At 40.2% G+C, this 24,960-nt stretch carries 30 protein-coding genes; 13 read left to right on the forward strand and 17 right to left on the reverse strand.

Annotation, left to right across the window (positions count from 1 at the left end; translation table 11 throughout):
• Positions 1–38: 38 nt before the first annotated feature.
• Positions 39–905: a DUF3530 family protein gene (locus tag J8L86_RS12165; protein WP_211030511.1), complete on the forward strand. Its 867-nt coding sequence runs from the start codon at positions 39–41 to the stop codon at positions 903–905.
• A gap of 329 nt (positions 906–1,234) precedes the next feature.
• Here J8L86_RS12165 and J8L86_RS12170 read toward each other — a convergent pair whose 3' ends face one another.
• Both J8L86_RS12170 and J8L86_RS12175 read right to left on the reverse strand, forming a co-directional pair.
• Complete coding sequence (locus J8L86_RS12170; RefSeq protein ID WP_065109776.1) at positions 1,235–1,735, reverse strand: YqhA family protein; 501 nt, start codon at positions 1,733–1,735, stop codon at positions 1,235–1,237.
• Positions 1,736–1,881: 146 nt separating this feature from the next.
• On the reverse strand, positions 1,882–2,688 hold the full coding sequence (locus J8L86_RS12175) for a crotonase/enoyl-CoA hydratase family protein (protein WP_065109775.1): 807 nt from the start codon (positions 2,686–2,688) through the stop codon (positions 1,882–1,884).
• Positions 2,689–3,062: 374 nt separating this feature from the next.
• Between J8L86_RS12175 and J8L86_RS12180 the strand changes: the two genes are divergently transcribed.
• On the forward strand, positions 3,063–4,058 hold the full coding sequence (locus J8L86_RS12180) for a response regulator (protein ID WP_055022700.1): 996 nt from the start codon (positions 3,063–3,065) through the stop codon (positions 4,056–4,058).
• A gap of 62 nt (positions 4,059–4,120) precedes the next feature.
• Positions 4,121–5,086 (forward strand): sensor domain-containing diguanylate cyclase, encoded by a 966-nt coding sequence (locus J8L86_RS12185; protein WP_055022701.1) that lies wholly within the window; start codon positions 4,121–4,123, stop codon positions 5,084–5,086.
• A gap of 137 nt (positions 5,087–5,223) precedes the next feature.
• Here the strand turns inward: J8L86_RS12185 and rraB are convergent, their stop codons facing one another.
• From rraB to J8L86_RS12215, 6 genes are all read right to left on the reverse strand, one after another.
• Positions 5,224–5,613 (reverse strand): ribonuclease E inhibitor RraB, encoded by a 390-nt coding sequence (gene rraB / locus J8L86_RS12190; RefSeq protein WP_211030513.1) that lies wholly within the window; start codon positions 5,611–5,613, stop codon positions 5,224–5,226.
• A gap of 56 nt (positions 5,614–5,669) precedes the next feature.
• Positions 5,670–6,401: a 1-acylglycerol-3-phosphate O-acyltransferase gene (locus J8L86_RS12195; RefSeq protein ID WP_065109774.1), complete on the reverse strand. Its 732-nt coding sequence runs from the start codon at positions 6,399–6,401 to the stop codon at positions 5,670–5,672.
• A 208-nt stretch (positions 6,402–6,609) separates the two neighbouring features.
• The gene (locus J8L86_RS12200) at positions 6,610–7,380 is read right to left on the reverse strand and encodes a metal ABC transporter permease (RefSeq protein ID WP_065109773.1); all 771 of its coding nucleotides are present in this window, start codon (positions 7,378–7,380) and stop codon (positions 6,610–6,612) included.
• Positions 7,381–7,383: 3 nt separating this feature from the next.
• The gene (locus J8L86_RS12205) at positions 7,384–8,286 is read right to left on the reverse strand and encodes a zinc ABC transporter substrate-binding protein (protein ID WP_348772654.1); all 903 of its coding nucleotides are present in this window, start codon (positions 8,284–8,286) and stop codon (positions 7,384–7,386) included.
• The gene (locus J8L86_RS12210; RefSeq protein WP_065109771.1) at positions 8,276–9,490 is read right to left on the reverse strand and encodes a hypothetical protein; all 1,215 of its coding nucleotides are present in this window, start codon (positions 9,488–9,490) and stop codon (positions 8,276–8,278) included. The genes J8L86_RS12205 and J8L86_RS12210 overlap by 11 nt, the downstream gene beginning before the upstream one ends.
• 90 nt (positions 9,491–9,580) lie before the next feature.
• Positions 9,581–9,859, reverse strand: a complete 279-nt coding sequence (locus J8L86_RS12215; RefSeq protein WP_082419829.1) for a hypothetical protein — start codon at positions 9,857–9,859, stop codon at positions 9,581–9,583.
• 231 nt (positions 9,860–10,090) lie between these two features.
• Here J8L86_RS12215 and J8L86_RS21275 point away from each other — a divergent pair, with 231 nt between their 5' ends.
• Complete coding sequence (locus J8L86_RS21275; RefSeq protein WP_282098413.1) at positions 10,091–10,216, forward strand: hypothetical protein; 126 nt, start codon at positions 10,091–10,093, stop codon at positions 10,214–10,216.
• Here the strand turns inward: J8L86_RS21275 and J8L86_RS12220 are convergent.
• Positions 10,213–10,536, reverse strand: a complete 324-nt coding sequence (locus tag J8L86_RS12220) for a hypothetical protein (RefSeq protein ID WP_211030517.1) — start codon at positions 10,534–10,536, stop codon at positions 10,213–10,215. The two genes, J8L86_RS21275 and J8L86_RS12220, sit on opposite strands and share 4 nt — an antisense overlap.
• A gap of 105 nt (positions 10,537–10,641) precedes the next feature.
• Here J8L86_RS12220 and J8L86_RS12225 point away from each other — a divergent pair, with 105 nt between their 5' ends.
• A complete protein-coding gene (locus tag J8L86_RS12225; protein ID WP_211030519.1) occupies positions 10,642–12,267 on the forward strand; it encodes a mechanosensitive ion channel family protein in 1,626 nt (541 codons plus the stop codon).
• A gap of 77 nt (positions 12,268–12,344) precedes the next feature.
• Here J8L86_RS12225 and J8L86_RS12230 read toward each other — a convergent pair whose 3' ends face one another.
• Positions 12,345–13,214: a MaoC/PaaZ C-terminal domain-containing protein gene (locus J8L86_RS12230; protein ID WP_065109769.1), complete on the reverse strand. Its 870-nt coding sequence runs from the start codon at positions 13,212–13,214 to the stop codon at positions 12,345–12,347.
• 156 nt (positions 13,215–13,370) lie between these two features.
• The gene (locus J8L86_RS12235; protein WP_211030521.1) at positions 13,371–14,285 is read right to left on the reverse strand and encodes a TraB/GumN family protein; all 915 of its coding nucleotides are present in this window, start codon (positions 14,283–14,285) and stop codon (positions 13,371–13,373) included.
• 49 nt (positions 14,286–14,334) lie between these two features.
• On the opposite strand from J8L86_RS12235, the gene J8L86_RS12240 reads away from it, so the two are divergent.
• Both J8L86_RS12240 and J8L86_RS12245 read left to right on the forward strand, forming a co-directional pair.
• Positions 14,335–14,646: a hypothetical protein gene (locus tag J8L86_RS12240; protein ID WP_055022711.1), complete on the forward strand. Its 312-nt coding sequence runs from the start codon at positions 14,335–14,337 to the stop codon at positions 14,644–14,646.
• A 221-nt stretch (positions 14,647–14,867) separates the two neighbouring features.
• On the forward strand, positions 14,868–16,610 hold the full coding sequence (locus J8L86_RS12245; RefSeq protein WP_211030523.1) for a GGDEF domain-containing protein: 1,743 nt from the start codon (positions 14,868–14,870) through the stop codon (positions 16,608–16,610).
• 46 nt (positions 16,611–16,656) lie between these two features.
• Here J8L86_RS12245 and J8L86_RS12250 read toward each other — a convergent pair whose 3' ends face one another.
• Complete coding sequence (locus J8L86_RS12250) at positions 16,657–17,187, reverse strand: DUF3016 domain-containing protein (protein ID WP_211030525.1); 531 nt, start codon at positions 17,185–17,187, stop codon at positions 16,657–16,659.
• A gap of 315 nt (positions 17,188–17,502) precedes the next feature.
• On the opposite strand from J8L86_RS12250, the gene J8L86_RS12255 reads away from it, so the two are divergent.
• The gene (locus J8L86_RS12255; RefSeq protein WP_065109765.1) at positions 17,503–17,823 is read left to right on the forward strand and encodes a hypothetical protein; all 321 of its coding nucleotides are present in this window, start codon (positions 17,503–17,505) and stop codon (positions 17,821–17,823) included.
• Between the two features lie 65 nt (positions 17,824–17,888).
• Here the strand turns inward: J8L86_RS12255 and J8L86_RS12260 are convergent, their stop codons facing one another.
• Complete coding sequence (locus J8L86_RS12260) at positions 17,889–18,398, reverse strand: DUF4240 domain-containing protein (RefSeq protein ID WP_055022715.1); 510 nt, start codon at positions 18,396–18,398, stop codon at positions 17,889–17,891.
• 158 nt (positions 18,399–18,556) lie between these two features.
• Between J8L86_RS12260 and J8L86_RS12265 the strand changes: the two genes are divergently transcribed.
• From J8L86_RS12265 to J8L86_RS12285, 5 genes are all read left to right on the forward strand, one after another.
• A complete protein-coding gene (locus J8L86_RS12265; RefSeq protein ID WP_247663357.1) occupies positions 18,557–18,910 on the forward strand; it encodes a hypothetical protein in 354 nt (117 codons plus the stop codon).
• A gap of 91 nt (positions 18,911–19,001) precedes the next feature.
• Entirely contained in the window at positions 19,002–19,799 is a 798-nt protein-coding gene (locus tag J8L86_RS12270; protein WP_055022717.1) for a response regulator, read from the forward strand.
• A gap of 185 nt (positions 19,800–19,984) precedes the next feature.
• Complete coding sequence (locus J8L86_RS12275; RefSeq protein WP_055022718.1) at positions 19,985–20,257, forward strand: HU family DNA-binding protein; 273 nt, start codon at positions 19,985–19,987, stop codon at positions 20,255–20,257.
• A 295-nt stretch (positions 20,258–20,552) separates the two neighbouring features.
• A complete protein-coding gene (locus J8L86_RS12280; RefSeq protein ID WP_065109762.1) occupies positions 20,553–21,245 on the forward strand; it encodes a TorF family putative porin in 693 nt (230 codons plus the stop codon).
• 350 nt (positions 21,246–21,595) lie between these two features.
• Entirely contained in the window at positions 21,596–21,778 is a 183-nt protein-coding gene (locus tag J8L86_RS12285; RefSeq protein WP_055022720.1) for a hypothetical protein, read from the forward strand.
• A gap of 30 nt (positions 21,779–21,808) precedes the next feature.
• Here J8L86_RS12285 and J8L86_RS12290 read toward each other — a convergent pair whose 3' ends face one another.
• From J8L86_RS12290 to J8L86_RS12305, 4 genes are all read right to left on the reverse strand, one after another.
• The gene (locus tag J8L86_RS12290) at positions 21,809–22,204 is read right to left on the reverse strand and encodes a hypothetical protein (RefSeq protein WP_156669180.1); all 396 of its coding nucleotides are present in this window, start codon (positions 22,202–22,204) and stop codon (positions 21,809–21,811) included.
• Positions 22,205–22,255: 51 nt separating this feature from the next.
• Complete coding sequence (locus J8L86_RS12295; RefSeq protein WP_055022722.1) at positions 22,256–23,620, reverse strand: sodium:alanine symporter family protein; 1,365 nt, start codon at positions 23,618–23,620, stop codon at positions 22,256–22,258.
• Between the two features lie 304 nt (positions 23,621–23,924).
• On the reverse strand, positions 23,925–24,455 hold the full coding sequence (locus tag J8L86_RS12300) for an SRPBCC family protein (protein WP_211030529.1): 531 nt from the start codon (positions 24,453–24,455) through the stop codon (positions 23,925–23,927).
• An 81-nt stretch (positions 24,456–24,536) separates the two neighbouring features.
• Positions 24,537–24,806, reverse strand: a complete 270-nt coding sequence (locus J8L86_RS12305; protein WP_211030531.1) for a cysteine-rich CWC family protein — start codon at positions 24,804–24,806, stop codon at positions 24,537–24,539.
• Positions 24,807–24,960 lie beyond the last annotated feature (154 nt).

The following is a 24,960-nucleotide window of genomic DNA, read 5'->3' on the forward strand; positions in this document are numbered from 1 at the left end:
TTGTAGGCGATTTTCATCCAACCTGTAAGAAAGCGGCAATGACACTCATCAAGCAGATCCTATTTACCTTCATCCTCACCTTAAGCATTGGCACGAATACCTTTGCTGAGTCTTTATTCGCCCCCGTCAGCGACGAGCAAAAGCAGCAAATCATTGTTCAAGATAAACCCATTGATGTCATAGTTAAGCCTTGGCAAGGCAGAAAACAGCGTGGCAGCGCTATCATTCTTGGACCGACAGAATCAGACGCTACAGGACTGGAAAGCAGCCGTTATATGCGCTTGCAATTACCACTCTCAGGCTGGGCAACAATCAGCATCAAGCCAACCGAAGGCTTATATCGCCCTAATTTTGCAACTGATGCAGATCAAATTAACAAGGCAGGTGAAAAGCAGCTAACGCTTGAGGCGCATCAAATGACGCCTAAGTACACCTCCAGTCAGTTATTAGAGCTCAATAATTTCCAGCAAAAAGTGATTGAAGAATCTATTGCTCAGATAGAGGGAGTGGCTGCGCAATACCCTGGTAAACGGATTATTATCGCAGCAGATGATAGTGCGGGTATGGTCGTTAATCTACTTCATCAAGATAAATTAACTAAACCTGACTTGCTCGTTATCATTAATCCTTATCGCGAATATGAACAATTGATTGATGAACAAAACCGAGGCTTGAGTATTGCCAAGCAACTAGCAGGGTTAGACATTCCCGTATTGGACTTGCAATCGGCTAACGGACATAAGGCCGCATTAGCGCAAAGCATAGAGCGTAAAAATAGTAATTTAGTTAAATCAGCAAATTTATATCGACAGTATTTATTACAATTAGATTTGAGCCATCAAGGTGGCTGGGATGAAGCGTTAGATCATATTGAAAGCTTTGCGAGAAAAATTGCTGGTTACTGACAGTTTCGATAACTACTAGGGCCTGTTGATCTTTCAAGGTTATTTTTGCAGCGAATTGTTGGCCATTTATACAAGGAAGAGACTTTGTGGTGTAGTTATTCTACATAAAAAGTCAATAACGCAGTAAAAATGGCCAACAAACGCTGCCCAAAGGGGTCGAGTAAAAGCGTTTTACTCTTTGTTGGATGCATCTTTTTAAAAAAGAAGTGCTTAGATGACTAGGCATTACTCCATCCGCCTCAATTAAAACGCTTTTATTTCGAACAAAACTTAACCAGCAAAGATCAACAGGCCCTAGCCAATAACCAGCAATCTAACACTTGGCGAGGTTAGTCTTTTTTATCTTTACTCAACATCAAAGACAGTGCGACTAACACCACAATAATTCCCATGTAGAGTAAGTCGAGCATCGACTGAGGCTTCATTTCAGTAAAATAAGAAAACACCTTGATGATAAGCATCATCAAAATCACTTTACCTAGCTTACTTTTGAGCGAATCAATGCTGCTAATCACTAAAATGCGGCCACCGCTTTTGGTGTCATCGGCATTTTTTAAATCACTGATAAACAACTCATACAGACCAAAAGCAAAAATAAGCATGACAGCGCCGAGTAAGAAAGTATCTAAAATCTCAACCACGACCATAATAATGTCATTTCTTATTTCGTGACTGCCTGAAACAATATAATTCCAAAGCAAGGCCAGTAAATGCACTACATCTTTGATTCCAACCGCAAAGATAACCAAGGCGCCAACAACGCAGGCAAGCACACCCACCATCACTGATAATCGGCTGCTCCATAACAATTTTTCAAACGTTTCACGCATAAAACAATCTCAAGTTACACAATCAATTTTGGCGGTGATAATAACAAGCTTTTAGCTCCATCGGCACTCATCATGTGAGAATTGTTACTCTATGATAGTGGAGTAAATAATCGACTTAATCTCGTACACAGTATGAGACTTGGAATTTACCAACCCGACTGCCTATCTTGATAGGGTTTACCTGACTGCTTAATTTCACGATGACTGGCAATCAAACGATTCTTACCTAAAAGTAGTCGAATCTGACTCAAAGACTCTCGGCTCAATAAACTGCGTAACGTCCCCGACCAGTTCTTATTGATACTCAGCTTAATAGCCGCATTAGTATCTGGCGAACGCTGCATTAGCTTTTCTGCATAACGTGTCGCCATCTCTAGCGGCTTATCATGCACCTCTGTGACTAAACCAAATTCAAGCGCTTTGTCAGCAGTGATAATATCTGCGGTATAGGTCAATTGCATGGCTTTGTCTTTAGTCATGATTTGCCTTAACCCTGCAAGTCCAGCCATATCAGGTAATAAGCCCCACTTAGATTCCATGATTGAAAGCTGAGCGTCTTTACTGGCAAATCGAAAATCTGCACCTAATGCGATTTGCACGCCACCGCCATAGCAAAAACCTTCAATGACACATATCACAGGAATAGGAAGCTGCTGCCAACCTAAAGAAACTCGCTGAGCTAAATTTGCATTACCTGGCAACCACTTAAAAAGAAGTTTTAATGCGGGCATCATTGATTTTGAAACACTTTTAACGTCCAAACCAGAACTGAAATTACCGCCAGCTCCCGACAGAATAACCGCCCTAACAGCTGTGTTTTTATGTAGTTTTTTGATAGTTTTATCGATTGCTTGAAACAACTCAATATTCAATGCATTGTATTTTTCAGGCCGATTTAACGTTACATAGGCAATGCCATTGTCTATTTTTAGCGTAACGAGTTTACTCTCCATGATTCATCCTTTACTGGTCAGTCCAGATCTTAAGTTATCATAAACCAGCAATTTGGCGAATAGTTAACCAAGGTGAACAAAGCAACAATTTTTACATCCACCTCCAAATACACCCGTTAGCACACAAACGTTACGCCATAGAGCCTTTAAAATGCCATAAATGATACATTTTTATGATAAACGCCAAAATTCTGTCGATTTTTAATGCTAATACTCAACAATAAGTTGTAAAATATTGTTTAATACATTGTAGAAAGACACTGCAACGCAATATCACCATGTTGAACTGCAGGAATAAAAGAGATGAAAACTGTCTTTTTTTGCAACGACTACACTTAAATAATAATAACCCTGCAAAAGGATCCTCTGTCTCTATGACTATTCCTATTTTGATATGCGATGATTCAGGATTAGCTAGAAAGCAAATGGCGCGCACACTCCCAAAAGAATGGGATGTTGAAATCAGCTATGCCACTAATGGAGCGGAAGGTCTTGAGGTTATCCGTGCTGGGAAAGGGGAAATTGTCTTTCTCGATCTCAATATGCCAGTCATGGATGGTTACGAGGTATTAGAAGCGATTCAGCGAGAGGACTTACCCGCCCTCGTCATCGTGGTATCTGGCGATATCCAAATCAAAGCTCATGAGCGAGTCAAAGCATTAGGTGCTTTGGATTTCATCCAAAAACCGGTCAGTGCTGATGCCATCAGTAATATCCTAGAAGAGTACGGCATTTTGACCTTAGCACTTAAAGATGCTGCTGATGACACGCCGATGTTTGAGGTTGATTTACGTGATGCCTGCCAAGAGATTGCTAACGTCGCAATGGGCCGAGCTGCGGATCTACTGGCCACGTTATTGGATGTGTTCGTGATGCTGCCAATTCCAAATGTGAATGTTCTCGAAGTCAGTGAGCTCACTATGGCGCTAAAAGCTACAGAAGAAAGCTCAAAAATTTCAGCTCTCTGCCAAGGGTTTATTGGTGCAGGTGTGGCTGGTGAAGCGTTATTGTTATTCCATGACTCTAGTTTTACCGATATGGCCAAACTCATGGGCCATAAAGATCCTCAGGATGCAGCCAATGAAGTCGAAGTATTAATCGATACTGGCAATGTTCTGATCGGCGCATTTCTCAATGGCATCTCAGAACAACTGGATATGAAATTTAGCCAAGGACATCCAGTGGTATTGGGCAGACATTGCACTGTCAATGAATTGATTCATGATAATTCGGAAAAATGGCAACGCACCCTAGCAATGGAAATCAACTATCAAATTGAAGATCATAATGTTCAATGCGATTTGCTGTTGCTTTTCACCGAAGATTCCATCCCAACACTTAATTTTAAGTTGGGCTATTTACTTGATTAATCATGATTTTAGCGATTCATATTCGCTAGTCATTAAAATAATAACAATGTTGGATGTTACTCATGTCTACTGATCAAAATGCAATGAACGAACTTCACTGGCTCATTGATATGGTGCAAACCATAGAAGTTGGGCTAGTCGTATTAGATCGTAATTACAATATCCAACTTTGGAATGGTTTCATGGAAAATCACAGTGGAGTTTCGCCAAATGGCATCAAAGGTAAAAACCTTTTTGATACATTTAGCGACCTGCCAAAAGAGTGGTTAACCCAAAAAATGGAATCGGTTTTCCTACTAAAGAATCGTTCGTTTATCAGTTGGGAACAGCGTCCATATGTGTTCGAGTTTAAAAACTACCGTCCAATTACAGGCCGGGCAGATCATATGTACCAAAATATCACCTTGCTGCCTCTGGCATCACTCACAGGGAATATTACTCACATCAGCATTATTATTTATGATGTTACCGATGTCGCTATAAACAAATTACAGCTTAAATCTGCTAACGAACAGTTGGAGAAACTGAGTCAGACTGACAGTTTAACCCAGTTATTTAACCGTCGTCATTGGCAAGCTTGTTTTGAAAAAGAGTATGAACGCTATGCGCGCTACGGTGAAAGTGGCAGCATGATCATGATAGACATTGATAACTTTAAACAAATCAATGATAAATACGGCCACCCCGCGGGCGATAAAGTGATTCAGAGTATTGCCCATATACTTAAACAGTCTTTGCGTGAAACAGACTTTGCAGGTCGCTATGGCGGAGAAGAGTTTGCCGTTGTCCTCACCAATACTAATGCTGATGAGTCTAAGTACTTTACGGAGCGATTACGTAAAAAAGTTGAAGCATCACAAGTGGTGTATAAAAACCAAATTATTAAAGTCACCATTAGTATTGGGGTAAACGCGTTATCAGAACAAACAAAAAACAGTGCTAGTTGGCTTGCTGGTGCGGATAAAGCTTTGTACCAATCTAAAGAGAATGGCCGTAACCAAACGTCAGTGTTTAAAGAAGAGTCTTAGCACTTCGCTAGTGATTAATTGAATCGCTAATGATTGACCAGCAATGATGAAACCATTCTTTAGATAACTAGCCGACAATAAAAAACCACTCAAATGAGTGGTTTTTTATATTTAATCAGCGATGAAGATAGTCGTCGTTATTCTTCGTCGTACTCTTCATCAAGTTCGTCTTCATCACCAATAAAGAATGTGCCCCAACCGTCGTAATCTACTTTTTGCTTTTGAGCTAAAATCATAAGCTGCTCACATGCTTTATCCAGTAAGTCAGCTTCTAAAGCATGATTTGCAATCGCGTCAAAGCAGAAAATTAACGAACCATCTTCAAGTTGCATTTCTTCAGCATCATTAACTTCAAAGCCAAGCTTAAATGCATCAACAGCCGCTTTTTCTAAACGATCAAAGTTAGTCGAAGAAAAGTGATGCTCAATCGTGTATTCAGCATCAGCCTGCGAGCCATCATCAAGTAATGCTTGAATGATTTCACGGTTCTCAGCAAACTGCTCTTTTAGTAGACTTTCAATAGACATGGAGTAACTCCGTTAACAAAAATTATGCGGCTAATGGTCAATTATACTTGATAAACCTATTGAGGTTTAGCCATTAATGCAGATGCTTCTTGATTTAATTCAGCCAATCGAACTGACATTGCTTCATGTACCTTAGCACATAGCTTTTTCACATCCGCTTTATCAACACCTGCAGTCGACATAGGAGCCATCATCTCAACAATCACCACACCATTGTTCCAACGATTTAATTTAATGTGATTTTGACAAGAGGCAAGGACCGGTACGATTGAAGCTTTCGCTGCGATAGCAGTATGAAAAGCCCCAACCTTAAAAGGTAACAAGCCACGTCCACGAGAACGTGTTCCCTCAGGGAAAATCCATACAGATAATAATTTGTTTTTCATTTTCTCGACCGTTTTAGCCATAGTATCAAATGCACTATGACGGTTCTTACGGTCAATAAGAATATTGCCTGATAACCAGTAAATTTGTCCAAATAGCGGCATCCAAGCCAAACTTTTCTTACCTAAACTCACCGTTGCTTTAGGCACAGCAGAAGTGTGGGTAAATAAATCAAAGTTATTTTGATGATTAGCTAAATAGATTTTAGGCTCTTTAGGGTTTTCTTCTGCTGCGTGACGCGTGATCACCTTGATACCTAAAATAGGAGCAACTGAAGCAAAAATACGTGCAATAACATGTACATTGTCACGATGCATAGGTCTAACAAGACAAAGGATTATTGCGAAAAAAAACGCCAGTGTTAATAACACTGCAAGAATAATTGAACGAGCAATTAACAGCACAAGCAGACTCCTGCGAAGAAAGTGGCGACAGTATAGCCAGCACAGTAGCTGGACTCAATGGTTTGTTTAATTTCAGTTTACATTTGTAAGCTAAAATAATTATACACTAGCCCAGATAAAAGAATGGTGCGTTAACATTAACGCACCATTAATTCTGTACTTAGTGACTTCAATCGCTAGTCTTATACGCTTCACAAACCGCTTTTAATCAGACATTGTTAGTTTGATTAAAAGACAATAAAACACGCATAGTAATAGCACTGAACGCTAAGGCTGCCACTATTGCGGCACCACTAGGCAAATCATAACTGGCAGAGAGTATAAGCCCTGCTAAGTAGCCAACAAATCCAACCACATACGTCAGCACAAGTTGCCCTTTACCATGGTATTTATTCAGTGCTAAGGCGGGCAAAATTAGCGTACTAAAGACTAAGTAAACGCCAACTAATTCAACCGACAAGGTAATCACTATCGCAAATAAGAAGTAGAACCCTGCACCATCAAGTACTTGTGGCCTAATGACTACCAGTAACAATATCGCAGCAGACACCACACCTGGTAATACGAGTTGCGACCAGTTAACCCATAATATTTGCCCTGACATTAATTGTTTTAAGAGCTCTGCGCCATGAGGATCGTTAGACAATAACAACATCGCGGCCACAGCACTCAACACATAAAAACAACCAATAATAGCTTCAAGCTCATCAGCAAAACGTTTTGAAAGCCAGGCAATAAAGCCCGCTCCCGCTAACGCAAATAAAGCAGGCATCCATACATGAGAAAAAGGCAGCTCTTCTAATCTATGATCCATATGCGACACAATGGCACCTAAAGCCGCCACTTGTGCAATGGCTAAATCAATAAAGATGATGCCACGTTTTAGTACTTGACGACCTAAGACCACATGCGTAGACAGCACCAATATCCCCGCAACAAATGCGGGGAGCAGTATTGGTAGCAGCTCGAGATCAAGCATAGGCTATTCCACCTCTGTGAGTAACGAAATCACGCTATCATAGAGGCTAAATAAATCCTTGCTTTCATCATTACCACCAACAGACATAGGCAACATTATCACTGGTAAATCCGTTCTTTCTCCTAGCCAATTGGCACCACGATCATCCTGATACGAAGTGAACAATATAGCCATGACATCGCCTTCTTGGCTGCGACTAACCAGCTTAGCAAGATGACTACTGCTAGGTGGGATCCCTGGCTTTGGCTCTAAATCAGCAACTTGCTCCATTCCTAGCCAGTTGAACAAGTAACGAAAGCTTGAGTGGTAAGCAATCACTTTCTTACCTTTAAGCCCTGCTGCTTTTTCTTCCCACTGAGGAATCGCTTTTTGCCACTTTTCACTAAATGCAGCAAGGTTTGCTTGGTAACTCGTCGCCGAGTCAGGATCAAGCTGCGTCATTTTGGCAGATAAGGCATCTGCTACCTGTAGCAACCTGCTAGGGTCAAAATGCAAATGTGGGTTACCTTTGGCGTGAACATCTCCCATTGAGCGGTCAACATTCTCAAGTTGATCTAGCGTCTCAATATGTTCAGCCGCATAAAACAAACCATTATCTGTTGAACGCACCTTATTGTTCGATGCTTTCATTTGCAGCATAGGCAGCCAACCTATTTCAAGGTCAGCACCAGCACAAACCACTAAGTCTGCTTGACGCATTTTGGCAATCAAGCTTGGTCTAGCTTGTACTTGATGCGGGTCTTGTAAAGCACTCGTCGCCGAATACACTTTCGCATCAGGTGCTAGCTCTTGGCTTAAGGCTGCATATTCAGGCTCACAAGCAAACACATTCAATTGTGCGTTTGCTGAACCCGCCAAAAAGGGACTAAATAAAGCACCTATGGCGATTAGCGTTTTAGAATTGATGCGCACCGTGAGCTCCTAATGTCATGACATACTGTAGGGTTACGATATTATCGTCTTCAAAACCATCAAAGTTGGTCCCCTTCTGATTAGTATATTGTAGACGCACTGTCGAGAAGTGACTGTGATGCCACGCTAAACTAAGCTCGGTTTCTTTTAGCTTTTGCGCATCTAAATGATCGCCATGAGCTTCGAATGTATCAACTTCACCGTAACGTAAACCCGCTGACCAGTTAGGAGAGAACTGGTAAACACTGCTTAAGTACCAACCTTCATGGTAATCGTTATGACTTTCTTCACCGTGATCATCATGCTCTTCATGATCATGTTCCTCTTCAAATGAGAAGATATCATTCACACGGAAGTACTCACCGCTCACTGTTAAGTGTTGATACTTATAGTTGCCGTTTGGAGCCCATTTGTAGACAAAGTCGGCGATGTAAGTGTTTTCGCCCGTGTAAGATGCACTATGAGTGTGACCTTCATGATCATGATCGTCATCAGCAATCACATCATGTTCGTGCTCATCTTCCCCTTCTACAACACCTTGACCATTTGAGTTACGTAAATAGCTTAAGCCCACTTGCCATGAACTTGATAAGCCAATATCACCACCAAATTTAGTGAAGGCTGAATAAACCCCTACCGTATCGAAATCGCGCTCGCCATGCTCATCTTCGGCGCGCATTTTGTCACCTTTGAATGCTTCAACACCCATTGTCCAATATAGATCAGTTGGTGCTACATACGTTAAACGAACACCATCATCAAAATAATGACCGCCCATAAATGCACGATAAGCACCTGGACGATCAACGAATGCATCTGTGTGTAAATGTTGGTTATTTAAGTAACCGACATCAGATAAAAAGCGACCAGCACGAATCCCTAGACCACCCGGTAATCCCATGGTTTGAATGAAGGCTTCTTCTAGTTCAATTTCAGTTTCACCGTCATGAGACTCTAAAATGGCAGTCACTTTACCGTAGAACATGTCATCGATGTTGGCACTGATAGCAAGCTCTGTTTCGCCTAAACCAAACCCTTCACTGCGGCCACCTAAGCCACGATCGCCTGTTTGATAAAAACCATCTAAAACGGCACTTATATTAGGATTTGTTAGGCTAGAATCTTCAGCAAAAGCATGAGTAGAAACCAAGGCACAAGCAGCTGCAACCAATGAAAGACGTTTGTTTGAGTAAGACATTTTTTCTCCAAAATACAACAAGTAGTCGACCATCATCTTGAATAGTCGAAAAATAATTTATCCGTAAAAATTTGTTGGGTATGTATAGAACTAGGAGAAAACGGGTGGTGCTCGGCTATGGTAAACCGTTTGATGGGCAAAATATGAAGCAACAATGGATTCAATAGTCGGTTCGAAAGTTTGACGAACTACGGCAATATTGACATCCGTGCTTGGAAGCGTTTTTTGCAATTGGTGTTGATGAAAACAAAGCGTACATTGTGTACTTGCTCCATCATGCAAATGCACAGAATTATGTGCAGAAGCCGCAAACGACAATAACACGAGCATGGCTGACAGCCAGATCGCTATTAATTGTCTTGTTCGCATTGAATGAGGCAAAGAAGTGTTCTCTGTTTAACAAAAATCGCGACTATCTTAAAAAAATTTGAAAAAAAAGCAACCAGAAGAATGTTACAAATCACTTTTTCTAAATTTTTGTGACTTAACATAGCAACTTATACAAATCCTCGTTAAGCTATTTAAGATTAGCTTAAGCTGTCAAAGCTAAAATATTAGTCATATATTGCTGCAAAGTCAGCCAAGACAGAGGATTTAACTATGATGAATTTACTCAAAGATAACATCGGTATTATATTAACTATGATCATTATTGGTGTCGTTGTGCTTGGCGGTATTTATTACGTTGAAGCAGCATTAGAAAATCAAGTTCAAGTTGTAGATTAATCTTCTATTGTTGCGTCATCATCTGGCGCATCAATCACAATGAGATGATCCATCAAATGCGTTATCCCCGTTAGTATCAGTGAAAGCAGGATCACGGGGGTAATGATATTCGCAAGCCCTTCGACAAAGTAACCTGTAATACCCGCAGCAACAGCCGTATAAAACCCTATCACTTTCAATACCGTTAACATGCCATGACGCCCTAACCAGGCTTGACAGTGATAGCACTGTATTTGTGCAGAAAAACCTTTACCACGAGTTTCTGTCACTTTAGCGACTGAAATTGGTTTATGACAATGCGCACACTGCAAAGCAGCCATATAAAGCCTACTGAAAAATAAAAAGTGCGTAAGTTTAGCAAATTATCGTCAAAGTTCATCCAATAACTTATGATTAGGGTTCTACCATTCTACAGGACGTTAATCATGCCAAGAATTCTGTTTCTTATTTGCTGTGTATTCAGCTTAATTAGCTTTTCTGGTAATAGCTTTGCTGCTGCAATAGATCCAGCAACAAGCAATAAAATTCAACAATTACAAAAAACGATTGATACTGACATTACATGGCTCAAAACCGCAAAAGGTGAACTTAAAGATGTCAGTGAATATCGTATACGCAATAAAACTAATTTACTTCGTGGGGAGCTAGCAACACTAATCAACCAACCTGAACCTGATTTAGCTTATTTGGTTCCGCAGGTGAATAAACAGCTCATCTTTCTTGATAAAGTCGGCCAATACCTCGATGAGCGAGTAGCGGAGTTAAAGCTAACTTTAGGCGGTGATAATGATGCAGTCATCATGCAACAAATTATCAAACGTGAAGAAGACCGCGATCATTACCTAAAGGCTGAATTAGAAACCATTAATTGGGGTAAAACCCTAAATATCAATGTTGGTAACGCTGAAGCAGCTCTAACAGCAGAAGTATTACAAAGAGCGGATTATTTTGAAAGTTTGGTGACCTATACACAGGCTCAACTGAAAAATGCTGTTGCAACGGCTTCTAATGCTGGTGCTGATATTACCTCTGAGCAAAAAGCTAAGGTTTCCATATTAAAAGATCGTTTAGCTATGCATACTGCAAGCTTAAATATTGCTATCGAAATGCTGGAAACCTTAGGCCAAGATACCACTCAAATTAAACAAACATTATTTAGTGTGTCAGGTGATATCACCCAAGATGTACTTAACTTTGATGTTGCATCAAGCCTCATTGAAGAATGGATGACGATTGCGAAAAACCAAGCTTTGGAAAACGGTGCAGGCGTAACGTTTAAAGTGATTATTTTCTTGATCATTTTATTCCTAACAAGCTTAGTCGCTAAGCTCGTTCGAAAAGTGGTGCGCAAAGCCGTTAACTCATCAAAACTTAACTTCAGCATGCTGTTGCAAGACTTCTTCACATCCATTTCAGGTAATGTGATTTTTGCCTTAGGTTTATTAATTGCACTGTCACAACTTGGCTTTGAATTGGCACCATTATTGGCAGGTTTTGGTATTGCGGGTGTGATTATTGGTTTTGCTTTGCAAGACACATTATCTAACTTTGCATCGGGTATGATGATCTTAATCTACCGTCCATATGATGTTGGTGACTTGATCAATGCAGCTGGAGTAACAGGTCGTGTTAGTCATATGAGCTTGGTATCAACAACGGTTAAAACCCTAGATAACCAACGATTAATCATTCCAAATAATAAAATTTGGGGTGACACCATTAACAATATTACTGTTGAACAAGAACGCCGTGTTGATATGACGTTTGGTATTGGCTATGGCGATGATATCCCTAAAGCTGAAAAAATCCTTACCGACATTGTTATGGCTCACCCAAAGGTCAAGCAATTTCCTGAGCCTACGATTAAGCTTCACACCTTAGGTGAGTCATCAGTCGACTTTGTGGTGCGCCCTTGGGCAGATCCTATCGATTACTGGGATGTATACTGGGATATTACCCGTGAAGTGAAAATGCAGTTTGACGCTCAAGGGGTTAGCATTCCATTCCCACAACGGGATGTGCATATTTACCATGAAAAAGCGGCTGATTAAGCCTATTTAATTGATACAAAAAGCCCGAGTGAATAACTCGGGCTTTTCTTTGCGCATTTACAGGTGTACCACAAGCATTAATCTAGGTAAGTCATATTACCAAGCAAATGCGGACGTCGACCTTTAATATCACGCATTTCAAATCGTTTACCATTTTCCATACTTTCAAAAGCAAAAGTGACTTCTGATGGCATAAAGACAGGTAACTTGAATTCAACATCGACTTTAAACGGTCTCTCACCAATAAACTGCATTAATGCCGCTAATGAACGAGCTTTTGACCACATGCCGTGAGCTAATACGCGCTCAAAACCGAAACGTTTAGACACGATAGGATGAAGGTGAATCAGATTATAATCCCCAGAGGCTTTAGCATATTGACGCCCTAAATCTTCAGGTAATGCCCAAGTTTGCACATCTTCCCATGTCATATCTGAAGCTCTAGGCGGTCTTGCTCTGCGTCCTTTGGACTCAATGCGATATAAGTAAGTTGATAATGCTTCCCACACCAGTTCCTGTCCAACATACACCTTTGACACAAGCTCAAACTCAAGGCCTGCATCTGTGGTCTGGCTGCTTGTCAGCTCACATTGCACATCAAACGTTTCATCGGCATTAATGGGTCTGTATAAGCTAATGCTGTTCTTGAGGTGGATCATACCTAGCAATGGAAAGGTGATCGCTTTATGGGTAAAAATGCTGGCATGAAGTCTAAAAGCTAACACGTATAAAAACGTAGGAGGTAACACTTTGCCATCAAAACCAAATTGGCAAACATCAGCATATTGCTGAATTTTTTTATCACTGAGGTGAATATTACTGACCTGCACATTGATGTTTGGCAACGGTTGCTGATCCCAACCAGGCTTGCGCGATAATAATATCTTTCGATACAGAGACAGCAACGATGGCATCGAAGCTAATTCTATAGAGTAGTCGTGACTCAAGAGAGTTACCTTTTGTTTATTAACTGAAAAACGCAGTATTTAGCAAACCTAAACACTGCGTCATTAAATGTTTCAATACTGCTATTATACATCTAGATTGATAACATCAGTCAAAAAATGCCAATTTTTACTCTTCAAATGGAAAACAACATTACATTATCGATACTCATTACAGGTCATTTTCCAACAATCGATCACATCGGCACCTGCATTTCGTAACAACTCGGGCAAGGCTTGTTGGCCTACGACATGCCCAGCGCCAACAATGACGAACAAGCGTTGATAATGACTATCTTGTAAAATCTCGATGATTCGTTGCGTCATCGTGTGGTTTCTTTGCCAAAGCAATTTAGTTAATAGCTCATCAGATTCTTCTGCTTGATGCTCCATAATATCTGCGAGTGCTTGATGATCGCCCGAACGCCATGCTGATATCAGCTCAAGCATCTCGTCATCGGTTGCGTTAATCGCTTCATCCAATAATTGCGCTTGAGTTTTATCTGAAAAAGAAGAAATGAGGTCGAACTGAAATTCCACACTTTCAAGCTCAAGTAATGGCTTGGCCGGATCACGAGCCACAAATGTCACATCGACGCCTGCTTCAGGTGAAAACCCCAATTCAGCAAAGCGCCCAACACCGATTTGGTTTGCCTGAAGCCAAGTAGCAAGTGGCTTCAAACCGTCGCACATGGTTTGGTTTTTACCGCAAAAAGCCGGATATAAACTCGCTATGTCGGCTTGTTTTCCTTTTGCAAAACCATACTGCTGCAATAGTTGTTGTATATTGGCTTTAGTCACATCTGCTTCAATCACTAATGCATCTGACTCGACAAAACTTTGTTCTATTTGCAAAGGTAAAGGATAAAAGTCGGCTTTGCCAATATGAATAGAGCCCAATAAGTATATTTGTTTATTTTGATAACTGGCTTTGAAGAAAGGTGGTTTATCAGTTTCTGCTGCACTCGCATTAACAGCTAAAGCTAACGCAAGTACAAGCCCAACGAAAATGAATCTAAGCCTCGTTAATAATGTTGCGGTGATTTTTAACGGTAATTCACTTGTTAGTCCCATGCCAGCCCCTTATAATTTAACTTAATTTTTATGATGTAATGAGGCTATCATGCCGTATACCCAAGTTATCCAGCAATTAAAAGAAAGTCTGCAAACAGGATATCGTCAAGCCATTGATGCCGATAAAAGACTCGACGAACTGCGTCAAGCTGGCCATGGTAAGTTTGTTGCAATCTTCACTGAAGAACAAGGCTTTACCCAAAAAAGTAATCGCTTTTTACCTTATGTTCAAGAGCTCGCAAATGAACTTGAAGAGCTTCAAGGTCTCAGCCATATACCTCCAGAAATGTTAGAAGCTCATGTAAAAAAAATTGGGGCATTACTGCAAACTTTGCATTTGTTTAAACAAAATACTAAGTAGCACCTACCACTTGTTAAAAACGCAGCCCACGGGCTGCGTTTTAGTATCAATCAACTCCGCTTTGGGATTTTCACATTTAAATAATCCACTCCTTTGAAAAATGAGCTTGAATCGATTTCAAGTTTATCTGTTAGTTTTGTGCATACATTTGTTATCAAAGACATATTTTTGTCATTTTTCTGCCATAGACTGATGGAAAAAAATGCAATGGAACTGATGTAATGAGTGTTATAGATTTAGAAAAAGAACTCGAAAAAATAATATATAAACAATCTATCAATGCTATCTTTCAGCCTATTTTCAACATATCAACTCAAAAGGTTCATGGTTTTGAAGCGTTAAGCCGAGGGCCAGAACATAGCCCGCTTTATTCTCCAGTACCTTTATTTAAAACTGCAGAACATCTTAATAAACTCAGTGAATTAGAAACACTCTGCCGCAGTATTTCTATTAATGCTTTTAAAGCGTGTCAGCTTAAAGGTAAGTTGTTTATCAACATCTCGCCAAAAGCGCTACTCGATCCTGACCATCCTAAAGGGCTAACCCTGCAGCTGATTAAACAAATGGGGCTAAAGCCTGAAGATGTGGTTATCGAACTATCAGAGCAATACCCAGCCGATGATATTGATTTATTAAAAGACTGTTTGAACCACTATCGAAATCAGGGCTTTCTCACAGCAATTGATGACTTAGGCGCGGGGTACTCAGGATTACGCTTATGGTCTGAACTGTCTCCTGATTATGTCAAAATCGATCGCCATTTTATTCATCAAATAGACAGCACGGCAGTAAAGCAAGAATTTGTGCGTTCGATTGTGGAGCTATGCCAAAATCTGACTTGCAAAGTCATTGCAGAGGGAATCGAAACCCCAGAAGAGTTAACCATGTTAAAGCAGTTAGGGGTGACTTATTGCCAAGGTTATTTATTGGGTAGACCCAACATTAAACCCAATACGCACATGGACTCAAACTTGGTGAGCATGCCTTTGCCACCGCAAACACGTTATTGCGAAACAGCAGAAAGTTTATGCTCATCAGCCAATATCGCGCCACCTGAGACAAAGCTGAAGCAACTCAGTGAGCAATTTATTGCTCAACCAGCACTGCAAGCAATTGTCATCGCTCAAAATGGCCATCCTGAAGGCATCGTCAGTCGCAACCATATTCTGGAATTATTTAGCACACCCTATGGCCGAGCTCTGCATGAAAACCATCCGGCGAGTGCAGTAATGGACAGACAAGTATTGCAGATTGATGCAAGTGAACCTTTGTCAGCGGTGAGCCAACTGCTAACCTCTGAAACCGCCACTACCGTTGCACAACAATTTATTATATTACGGCATGATAAATTAATCGGGATTGGCCACACAAAAGATCTATTACAACGCATAACCGAACATAGAATTAAAGTCGCTAGACATGCTAACCCGCTTAGCAACTTACCTGGAAATGTTCCTATTCAAGAAGAGTTAAAACGCTTACGATCCCAGAAAAAGCCATTTTACTTAGCGTATTTCGATTTATGCCACTTTAAACCTTATAACGATATTTATGGTTTCTCACGAGGTGATGAAGTCATCATGCAAGTGGCTAACTTACTAAGTCATCATCAAAATGAACGCTGCTTTGTCGGCCACATAGGCGGAGATGACTTCGTGATGATTTGCACTTGCCAAGATGCACTCACTCACGGTAAAGCCATCGTAGAACACTTTGAACAAAGTAAACGCACTTTTTATTCAACAGAACATTGGCAAACTCAAACGATGCATGCCAAAGATCGCCAAGGTAATATGGTCGACCACCCTTTAATTTCACTATGTGTTGGTGTATTACCACCTGCTATGACCCATGATACAACGGATCATGAATTATCAATGCTCAGTGCTGAAGCCAAAAAACAGGCTAAATATGTACAAGGTAAGGTTTTCATCTTAGATGATAGGCAACAAAAAACGGCTTAATAAGCCGTTTTTATTGTATTGATTGAAGCTATCTCAATGGCGCGATTTATAGCACTGGCTCTACGGTTTTCTTTAACCAATCTTTCAACATACGAGTTTCATACTCAAATGGTCGTTGATTTCTTGTAGAATTAACACCGTACATGAAGTTCATATCAACTAGCTTTTCATCTCCGGCAATAACAACGTTATCGCCTTCAGTGATACGGTAAGTAAACGTCATTCTAGGTGGGTACAAATCTTTAACGATTCGTAATTCATTAGCAGACGTAGCCCCGAACGTTGGTCTTAAGTCGCCTGCTAAGTCCACATCTGAAACTACCATTTCGAGTTTCTGATTTGGCTTGAGTATCTTCTCAGCTTCTTTATTGATATTTTTAGTCATGGTATCAAAAAAGCGTTGTTCAAAGCGCGACTTAACTTCTGTAGCCGTTTTTAAATCACGATAATTTTTAGGCTCTTGCCATTCAACTTTAACGATGCCCTCTTCTGTGACTGGGTTTTCAATCACTTCTTCATCAGCGATAGCAACATTACACATTAGTGCGCCTGCAATAAGTAAATGTTTAACTTTCATATATAGTCTCCTGGCAGTGAATTTGTCGCAATGTATTCATTGCATCTCAATATAATAAGCCCAACCTGTATATAAGCTTAACGCAAAGCGACTTCCTTTGCTGTAAGACATTCACCTTTATACAAGCAAGTAAAATTGGGATAAATATTATTAGCTGCTTTTTTGTTCAGCTTTTGTTCAGTCAGTGATTGCTAATATACATCCCAAGCAAACGTACTGCATCATATCAACCCCATTAGATGATTGCGTCACTGCCATTAACGCTCAAGGAATTAGCGCAACAATAAACCTACGAGTTTTAACTGGAGTAATACTATGAACAACATCACTATGAACAACGCTAAAGTAACTATGACTAAGAAAATAACCCTTGCTGCGACCTTTTTCGTCACAATGGCATTATCTTCTTCAAGCTTTGCTCATCAATTTGATGTCGATGCAGAAGGTCAACAAGCGATTCAAGAACATCACCAGTTAATGAACCAGCACATGGCTTCGGCAGAACAAGAGTATACCGCTGAACTTGAACAAGACTTTAATCAGCAGCTTGAAACTGCAGAGCATAACTTCATGGAAAAAAAATGCGCTAATCGTGGATTAGACTTTGATGACGAATCTGAAGTGTGCGAAGGCTAAACCTTAAAGGTTAGTTACCGATATGAAAATGCAGCCTAATGGCTGCATTTTAGGTTTTCTGAACGTTAAAATGGAAATAATGCACTGAGTTTTGGATAGTTCTTTTTAAGATCTTTCTTCTTGGTACTAAACTTTTTACCCTGGGGAGTATGCTGCCCGGAAGGAACAAAAGGTAATTCATTACCTGTTCTGTCTTCATAGAGTTGCCCTGCTATCAAGTCAAAGTCCTCAATAAAAGGGTATGCATAATCATCTTTTGTTGGCCACAAAGTCAGTTCTCCTAAACAATCGGGATCAGCAATCACCTTGTTATACCAGTCTTCACCCAGAGAAAGTAAAAAGCCTCTAAACTCTGCGAAAGCATAATCAGAATCACAACCTGTGATAATGTACGCCGCTCCCCATATATTCCAATGATAACTACGGCGCATCTGCTGTCCGAACATTTTATCAAATGCGGCTAAAGCGTCATCATCAAGCTCGGTTAGCTTAGCCGTCAGTTCACTGTGGCACTGCTGCTCTGATTGTTGCGGCTCAGTACGCGTCACTAAGTCCCAAAATTCAGCTTCTGTCATGTCACTTTTCCTAATCTTTTTGGAAACTATTCACCAAAATATCTCAACTCGCGTTATTCTACACCACAACGAACTCATTGCTTTACTATCAATAACAATACCTCATGACTAAATTCAGTACCGTTAACAATTCGCTCCCTCGCAGACTGATCATATTGATGGCATTTTACGTCTTATTGTCTATTCTGGCTTTGCTACGTTCATACGCCATTCAAGGAATCGATCTGTTTACGATTGGCGTAATACCAGTGCTATTTGGACTCGTTAAACGCACTCACTGGGCCAGTTTAGTGTTAAAAATATACCTCGCAATCCAAACATTGGCGATGTTAGCTTTATCCACAACAGCTATTATTGCCTATCAAATCACCCCTGAAGATGTAAAAGTCGAATTCAACGGAGTGAGTATACCTGTACCGGCTATTGCACTGAGTGCGGTGCTCATTTTGGGGTACCAATATTGGGTCGCGTTTAGCCAAAAAACCACGCAGTATTTGAAACCTGATTGTTAATGTCTTGTGCAAGAATAGCTATATTCACGTAGAAGCTTAAGGTAAAATGTGCCCATAAGACGCATTTATAATAAATAAGAAGAAGTCATTTATGGGCCACCTATCCCCCAGTGAACTATCAATTTTATTGCTAGAGCCTTCAGATACTCAGCGTAAAATTATCACCGCACGCCTACAACAAGAAGGTGTAAATAGCATTCAAACTGCATCAAGTATCACTGATGCGAAAGACATTATCTCAAGACATACTCCTGATTTAGTCATCAGCGCTTTACACTTTTCAGATGGCGAAGCAACCGACTTGCTCAGTTTCATCAAGCAAAGCACTCAATTTAATGACATTCAATTTATGCTGGTCTCTAGTGAGTGTCGACGCGAACAACTTGAAGTGTTCAGGCAATCAGGGGTCGTCGCCATTCTACCGAAACCATTCGATGCCGATCACCTAGCGACTGCGCTCAATTCAACCATCGATTTAATCAGCAACGATGAACTGGATTTAAGTCATTTTGATGTACAAGATATTCGTACATTAGTGGTTGATGATAGCCGAATGGCACGTAATGTCATTAAGCGAACCATTGGCAACTTAGGCATTAGAATCATTAGCGAAGCTGAAGATGGGGCGCAAGCAATAGAACTCATGCAGCAACAGATGTTTGACCTAGTCATCACAGACTACAACATGCCGAGTGTCGACGGTCTAGCACTGACCCAATATATTCGCAATGAAAGTCAGCAATCCCATATCCCAATATTAATGGTCTCATCTGAAGCCAATGATACACATCTTAGTAATGTATCAAGTGCAGGAGTGAATGCACTTTGCGATAAACCTTTTGAGCCTAAACTGGTTAAGCAGCTGCTGTATCAACTATTAGAAGATTAATTTTACTGTGGCACTCGTCATTTTCGCCCCAAAAGCTGGGCAAAGGGGTCATTTACGTCGTAAATGTCACCAAAATGCCCTATTGCTACACATTTATCAGATAAAATGCTTTCAAAGCCCCATGGCTTATGGCATGTTAATCTAGTTTTAAATAAACACATCTATGGAAAGCAGAGAATATCAACATGAACAAAAGTGAATTAATTGCAAAAATTGCAGAAAATGCTGAGTTAACTAAAGCAGAAGCTGGCCGCGCACTAAAGTCTTTTGAAGAAGCTGTTACTGAAGCCATGAAAAATGGTGACAAAATTTCTATCGTAGGTTTTGGTTCTTTTGAAACCTCTGTACGCGCAGCTCGTACTGGCCGCAACCCACAGACTGGCAAAGAAATTCAAATTGCTGAAGCGACTGTACCAAAGTTCAAAGCGGGTAAAACATTAAAAGATAGCGTTAACTAAGATTAACTGCTTGAAAATAAAACCTCCACTTCGGAGGTTTTTTTATGTCTATTGATCACCTTTCTATTAGAAATCCGACCCAAAACTGCACAAAAAAAGTGCACCCCTGCCTCAATACCATGCAACATTTTTGCTACATCATAGTGCGAAAGAACATAAACCATTAATAGTAAAGCATTTATAAACATGGCACATCATTAGCAATAACTCATACAGATGAAATCAACATTGAACCTTGCTGCCCGATAATCAAGCAACAGGTGAAATGAATAATAAAAACTTTGAGGGAATGAAAATGAAAAAAACCTTATATAAAGCTATTGCGCTATCTACAAGCTTATTATTATCTGGTTCTGCATTAGCAGAAGTCACCGGTAATATCGGCGCGACGTCAAACTACCTATGGCGTGGTGTAAGCCAAACTGATAACGGTGCAGCTGTACAGGGTGGTATTGATTATGCCGCTGATTCTGGCTTTTATGTCGGTGGTTGGGCTTCAAACGTTGATTTTGGTGATGGCACAAGTTACGAGTTAGATATTTACGCAGGTTACGGTGGTAATATCACTGAAGATTTAAGCTACGATATTAACTACCTTTATTATGCCTACCCAGATTCTCCTGGTAGTGTTGATTTTGGTGAAGTCACTGTTGGTTTAGCATGGAAATGGTTAGATGTTTCTTATTCACACACTGTCAATGGCGGCGATGATATTGCTTCTGATCCACTTGATTCAAAAGACATGATGTATGCACAAGCTAACCTCACATTCCCACTAACTGAATCACTGTCTTTAGGCGTGCATTACGGTTATTCAGATGGCGATATCATTACTAGCTGGTATGGTACTGATAGCTACTCAGAATACAATGTATCGTTAAGCTCTGATACTGATTACGGTACTGTTTCATTTACTGCATCTGATACAGATTTAGATGATGACGACGCAAAAATTGTACTAGGCTACTCGTACAGCTTTGGTTTATAAGCCATAGTCATTCAATCTGGCACCAATACGAACTAGCTTAGGTCGGCATCGTGCCAATTGTTACACCTCAAACGCCACTCTAATGAGTGGCGTTTTTGTGTGTCAAAGAAACTTTTTGATAACTGCGTTAAGCAAAAAAATAAATAACTGCTACATTGAATTTATAGGAGTAAGTAAACCTTTGGGTGCAATTTGAATGCATATTCTTCGTGGTTGTTTTACAGGAATATCGTAAGCTTCAGCGCTCAATACCCATGATATCAAAGCACGGCTAAAGGCTACCTTTGATATTTACAGCTTATTTGTCACACAGGGACACCACAAATAAGCATGAAATAGAGGGTAGAATAATGGCTAATATTACTGAAAGCATTCCTAACGATACAGAAATCGACGCAATGGTATCACCAAGAAATAAACGTTCAGCTGAAATTATTGAACGAAAACGTCAAGTTAAACGACGCTTAGATGACTATCTTGAACAAGCAGAATTACGTAAAAGTTTAGGTGACGACTTAGAAGATGATTTTTAAACTTCACTTAACCTTACTTAGCTTGCCAAATTAATCCCACGACTTAAGGTAATACGCTAAGCCTGTGCACTCCAGATATACTGTGCAAGTCGGATACTTCTGCTCACCACATTCAGTGATAACCAGTGCATTGCCGCCCCTATCAGCCGTTTGACCTCTTAAATCGTTTTTCAATGCGCTTAGACTTGGAATCGGATAACGCAAATGATCTGCCGACACACTGCAAAAAGAAGTAAACACTTCACCTAATGGGTCGTTTTCGTGATTATAAAGTTCACTTGGTGAATACAAATCAACGGTTGAAGCCTCAACCTTAGCGACTACATACTCTTCTGCATTGGTGCGAAATTTAACGCCATTACAACCAGCAAGCACGACACTCAGCAAACAGATTGTATATACGCTTATAATGTTATCTATCTTCATAAAATCCCTTTTTGTTGGCATACACATCCCAGTGTATGCCTAATCCATTTTTTATCCTTGCGCATTTAACTGCTTTTGTTTAGCAAAGTATTCACGGGTTAGTGCAAATACCACAGGGCTTAACAATGCTAATGCAATCAAGTTTGGAATAGCCATCATGGCATTTAATGTATCTGCAAGTAACCAAATAAACTCAAGCGAACTCACAGCACCAATCGGTACCACTAAGGTCCAAATTAATCTAAATGGCTTGACGACTTTATCACCAAATAAATACTGCATGCATTTTTCACTGTAAAAGCTCCAACCTAGGATGGTCGTAAAAGCAAATACAGCTAATGCAACGGCAACAATATAATTTCCCATAGGCAGTGCATGTGAAAACGCAAAGGATGTTAACGCAGCGCCTGTTTCACCCGAAGTCCATGCTCCCGATACAATAATAGCCAAACCGGTAATCGAACAAACAATAATCGTGTCGATAAACGTACCTAACATCGCCACTAAGCCTTGTTTAACAGGCTCATTGGTTTGCGCAGCAGCATGGGCAATAGGCGCACTACCTAAGCCAGCTTCATTTGAGAACACACCACGAGCGACACCAAAACGAATAGCAGCCCACACAGCGGCACCTGCAAAACCACCTTGGGCAGCTACAGGGTTAAATGCACTATGAATAATCAACTGAAATGCGGCTGGTACTTGGTCAGCATAAACAACTAACACGGCTAAGCCAGCTGTGATATAAAATAGGGTCATTAAAGGGACAAGTTTACCGGCAACGTCTGCGATGCGTTTGATACCACCCATCAATACAGCACCCACAAGCACCATCAGCACTAAACCAGTAATCCAGTTAGGCACACCAAAGTTGCTGCTCATTGCGTCAGCAACTGAGTTGGTTTGCACAGTGTTACCTATACCAAAACCGGCAAGAGAGCCTAAAAGCGCAAATAACGTGCCTAACCAAGCCCATTTGCTGCCTAAACCATTCTTGATGTAATACATGGGACCGCCCACATGATTACCATTTCCATCTTTTTCACGAAATTTAACCGCTAAGACAGCTTCTGCAAACTTGGTAGCCATACCGACTAACGCCGTACACCACATCCAAAATAACGCGCCTGGTCCACCAAGAAATATCGCGGTTGCAACACCGGCAATATTACCTGTACCAATGGTTGCCGAAAGTGAAGTCATTAAAGCGTTAAACGGACTAATTTCACCTTTATGTTTATCGTCGGATGAATCTCGACCAGACCATAATAACTTAAAGCCTGTGCCTAATTTTAGGATTGGCATTAATTTCAGTCCGATAGACAGAAATAATCCCACTCCTAAAATCATCACTAACATGGGAACGCCCCACACTATGCCATTAACTGTATTTACAAATGCCGTCACTTGTTCCATTGAAAACCTCATAATGCGTTAATTATTTCTTGTTATTATTTTTAGTTGTTTTTCTTTTGATTCATCCGCTATTTCACTCAATAGGGCTAAGTCATTTAAAGAAAAATTAAGATTACCTGCATTACACACAAATTGGAAACATCATCATTAAAAGCAAAGGTATTAAATGCAATAATCTCAATAAATCAGTCAATTGATTAGGCTAAATAAATAAAAAAGGCACTACTAATATTGTAGTGCCTTCACAGTTTGGTGTTTATATCGCCCTAGAAATATCAAGCAATGCAATAAAACTTAAGCCCATTCAATCCAAAATCAACTTTAAGCTATCTAAGCCTTGCTGTAAGTCATTGCCTATAATCGTTTCAAAATCCATGAACAGAAACATCAAATTCATCGGATAATCGAGATGCCCTTTAAACCCCCAATTAAGTCGAGTTTGATTGTCAGACAAGGCTTCAGTGGTCATATATGCAGGCTCTGTTGCTTCAAAAGGGCTTAAAAATCTAAGTTCGAAATCAATCCTCTCTCCCTCAACAATCGCCATTATCTCTTGTTCACCGACGCCAACATCTGGATTATCACTTGCCCAAGCTGACACAAATCCAACCGTTGCATCTGTCCCACGATAGGTTTTTTCCATATCGGGATCCATTTGCGCCCATTTACTAAAATTATTTTGATTCTTGAGGTGTTTTACATAATCAAACACAATCGCTTTAGGTTGGTTAATCACAATTGTTCGCTCAACTGAGTAATCTTTTTTGATAAAGATCGCCGCGATAAATGGGATTGCAATTATGATAGCAACAACTAGGAGTATTTTTTTTATCATGGTGTTTTTCCTAATTAAAGTAATGATTAAGTATATCAATCATTCCTGACACCACAATTTTATTTTAACAAAATAGCAACACTACTTTTTGCAAAGAGACTCATAGCAAGGCTGACACACACAAGCTTTTCCCCTCAATTGCGCTTTAACAGCAGCAGAAATGGTGCCACGAGCTGAAAGAGAAAGACACCAACACGCCTCAATAGATAAACCTTTGCTGACAGCACAAGCATTTTGCTTATTGCAGATAGGACAAATTAAAGGTTCAACAACATTAGCTTGATTCAGTGATATCCTCTCTTGAGTTACTTGTTCTTGAGGATGATAGATTTCAACAATTTGTGTCTTCACAGGATTAACTCGATAGTAGGAATATTAACGATTGGTTCGCAGGCAACGCTAGATGTATAAGCAAGGATAATGCGATACAACTTTCTATGATATTCATTTTATGATTGATAACGAAATTGAGTGTGGCACTACACTATAAAAATAGCACAGTAGA

Origin of the sequence: Shewanella sp. MMG014, assembly GCF_018100775.1 — a bacterium.
Lineage (GTDB): Bacteria > Pseudomonadota > Gammaproteobacteria > Enterobacterales > Shewanellaceae > Shewanella > Shewanella japonica.

Coding starts and splice junctions, on each gene's coding strand:
- J8L86_RS12245 (WP_211030523.1), top strand. CDS start 14,868: ATGAGTGTTATAGATTTAGAAAAAGAACTCGAAAAAATAATATATAAA.
- J8L86_RS12175 (WP_065109775.1), bottom strand. CDS start 2,688: ATGGAGAGTAAACTCGTTACGCTAAAAATAGACAATGGCATTGCCTAT.
- J8L86_RS12280 (WP_065109762.1), top strand. CDS start 20,553: ATGAAAAAAACCTTATATAAAGCTATTGCGCTATCTACAAGCTTATTA.
- J8L86_RS12215 (WP_082419829.1), bottom strand. CDS start 9,859: ATGCGAACAAGACAATTAATAGCGATCTGGCTGTCAGCCATGCTCGTG.
- J8L86_RS12260 (WP_055022715.1), bottom strand. CDS start 18,398: ATGACAGAAGCTGAATTTTGGGACTTAGTGACGCGTACTGAGCCGCAA.
- J8L86_RS12300 (WP_211030529.1), bottom strand. CDS start 24,455: ATGATAAAAAAAATACTCCTAGTTGTTGCTATCATAATTGCAATCCCA.
- J8L86_RS12250 (WP_211030525.1), bottom strand. CDS start 17,187: ATGAAAGTTAAACATTTACTTATTGCAGGCGCACTAATGTGTAATGTT.
- J8L86_RS12170 (WP_065109776.1), bottom strand. CDS start 1,735: ATGCGTGAAACGTTTGAAAAATTGTTATGGAGCAGCCGATTATCAGTG.
- J8L86_RS12185 (WP_055022701.1), top strand. CDS start 4,121: ATGTCTACTGATCAAAATGCAATGAACGAACTTCACTGGCTCATTGAT.
- J8L86_RS12240 (WP_055022711.1), top strand. CDS start 14,335: ATGCCGTATACCCAAGTTATCCAGCAATTAAAAGAAAGTCTGCAAACA.
- J8L86_RS12285 (WP_055022720.1), top strand. CDS start 21,596: ATGGCTAATATTACTGAAAGCATTCCTAACGATACAGAAATCGACGCA.
- J8L86_RS12200 (WP_065109773.1), bottom strand. CDS start 7,380: ATGCTTGATCTCGAGCTGCTACCAATACTGCTCCCCGCATTTGTTGCG.
- rraB (WP_211030513.1), bottom strand. CDS start 5,613: ATGTCTATTGAAAGTCTACTAAAAGAGCAGTTTGCTGAGAACCGTGAA.
- J8L86_RS21275 (WP_282098413.1), top strand. CDS start 10,091: ATGATGAATTTACTCAAAGATAACATCGGTATTATATTAACTATGATC.
- J8L86_RS12275 (WP_055022718.1), top strand. CDS start 19,985: ATGAACAAAAGTGAATTAATTGCAAAAATTGCAGAAAATGCTGAGTTA.
- J8L86_RS12235 (WP_211030521.1), bottom strand. CDS start 14,285: ATGGGACTAACAAGTGAATTACCGTTAAAAATCACCGCAACATTATTA.
- J8L86_RS12290 (WP_156669180.1), bottom strand. CDS start 22,204: ATGAAGATAGATAACATTATAAGCGTATATACAATCTGTTTGCTGAGT.
- J8L86_RS12270 (WP_055022717.1), top strand. CDS start 19,002: ATGGGCCACCTATCCCCCAGTGAACTATCAATTTTATTGCTAGAGCCT.
- J8L86_RS12295 (WP_055022722.1), bottom strand. CDS start 23,620: ATGGAACAAGTGACGGCATTTGTAAATACAGTTAATGGCATAGTGTGG.
- J8L86_RS12255 (WP_065109765.1), top strand. CDS start 17,503: ATGAACAACATCACTATGAACAACGCTAAAGTAACTATGACTAAGAAA.
- J8L86_RS12180 (WP_055022700.1), top strand. CDS start 3,063: ATGACTATTCCTATTTTGATATGCGATGATTCAGGATTAGCTAGAAAG.
- J8L86_RS12220 (WP_211030517.1), bottom strand. CDS start 10,536: ATGGCTGCTTTGCAGTGTGCGCATTGTCATAAACCAATTTCAGTCGCT.
- J8L86_RS12210 (WP_065109771.1), bottom strand. CDS start 9,490: ATGTCTTACTCAAACAAACGTCTTTCATTGGTTGCAGCTGCTTGTGCC.
- J8L86_RS12265 (WP_247663357.1), top strand. CDS start 18,557: ATGGCATTTTACGTCTTATTGTCTATTCTGGCTTTGCTACGTTCATAC.
- J8L86_RS12165 (WP_211030511.1), top strand. CDS start 39: ATGACACTCATCAAGCAGATCCTATTTACCTTCATCCTCACCTTAAGC.
- J8L86_RS12225 (WP_211030519.1), top strand. CDS start 10,642: ATGCCAAGAATTCTGTTTCTTATTTGCTGTGTATTCAGCTTAATTAGC.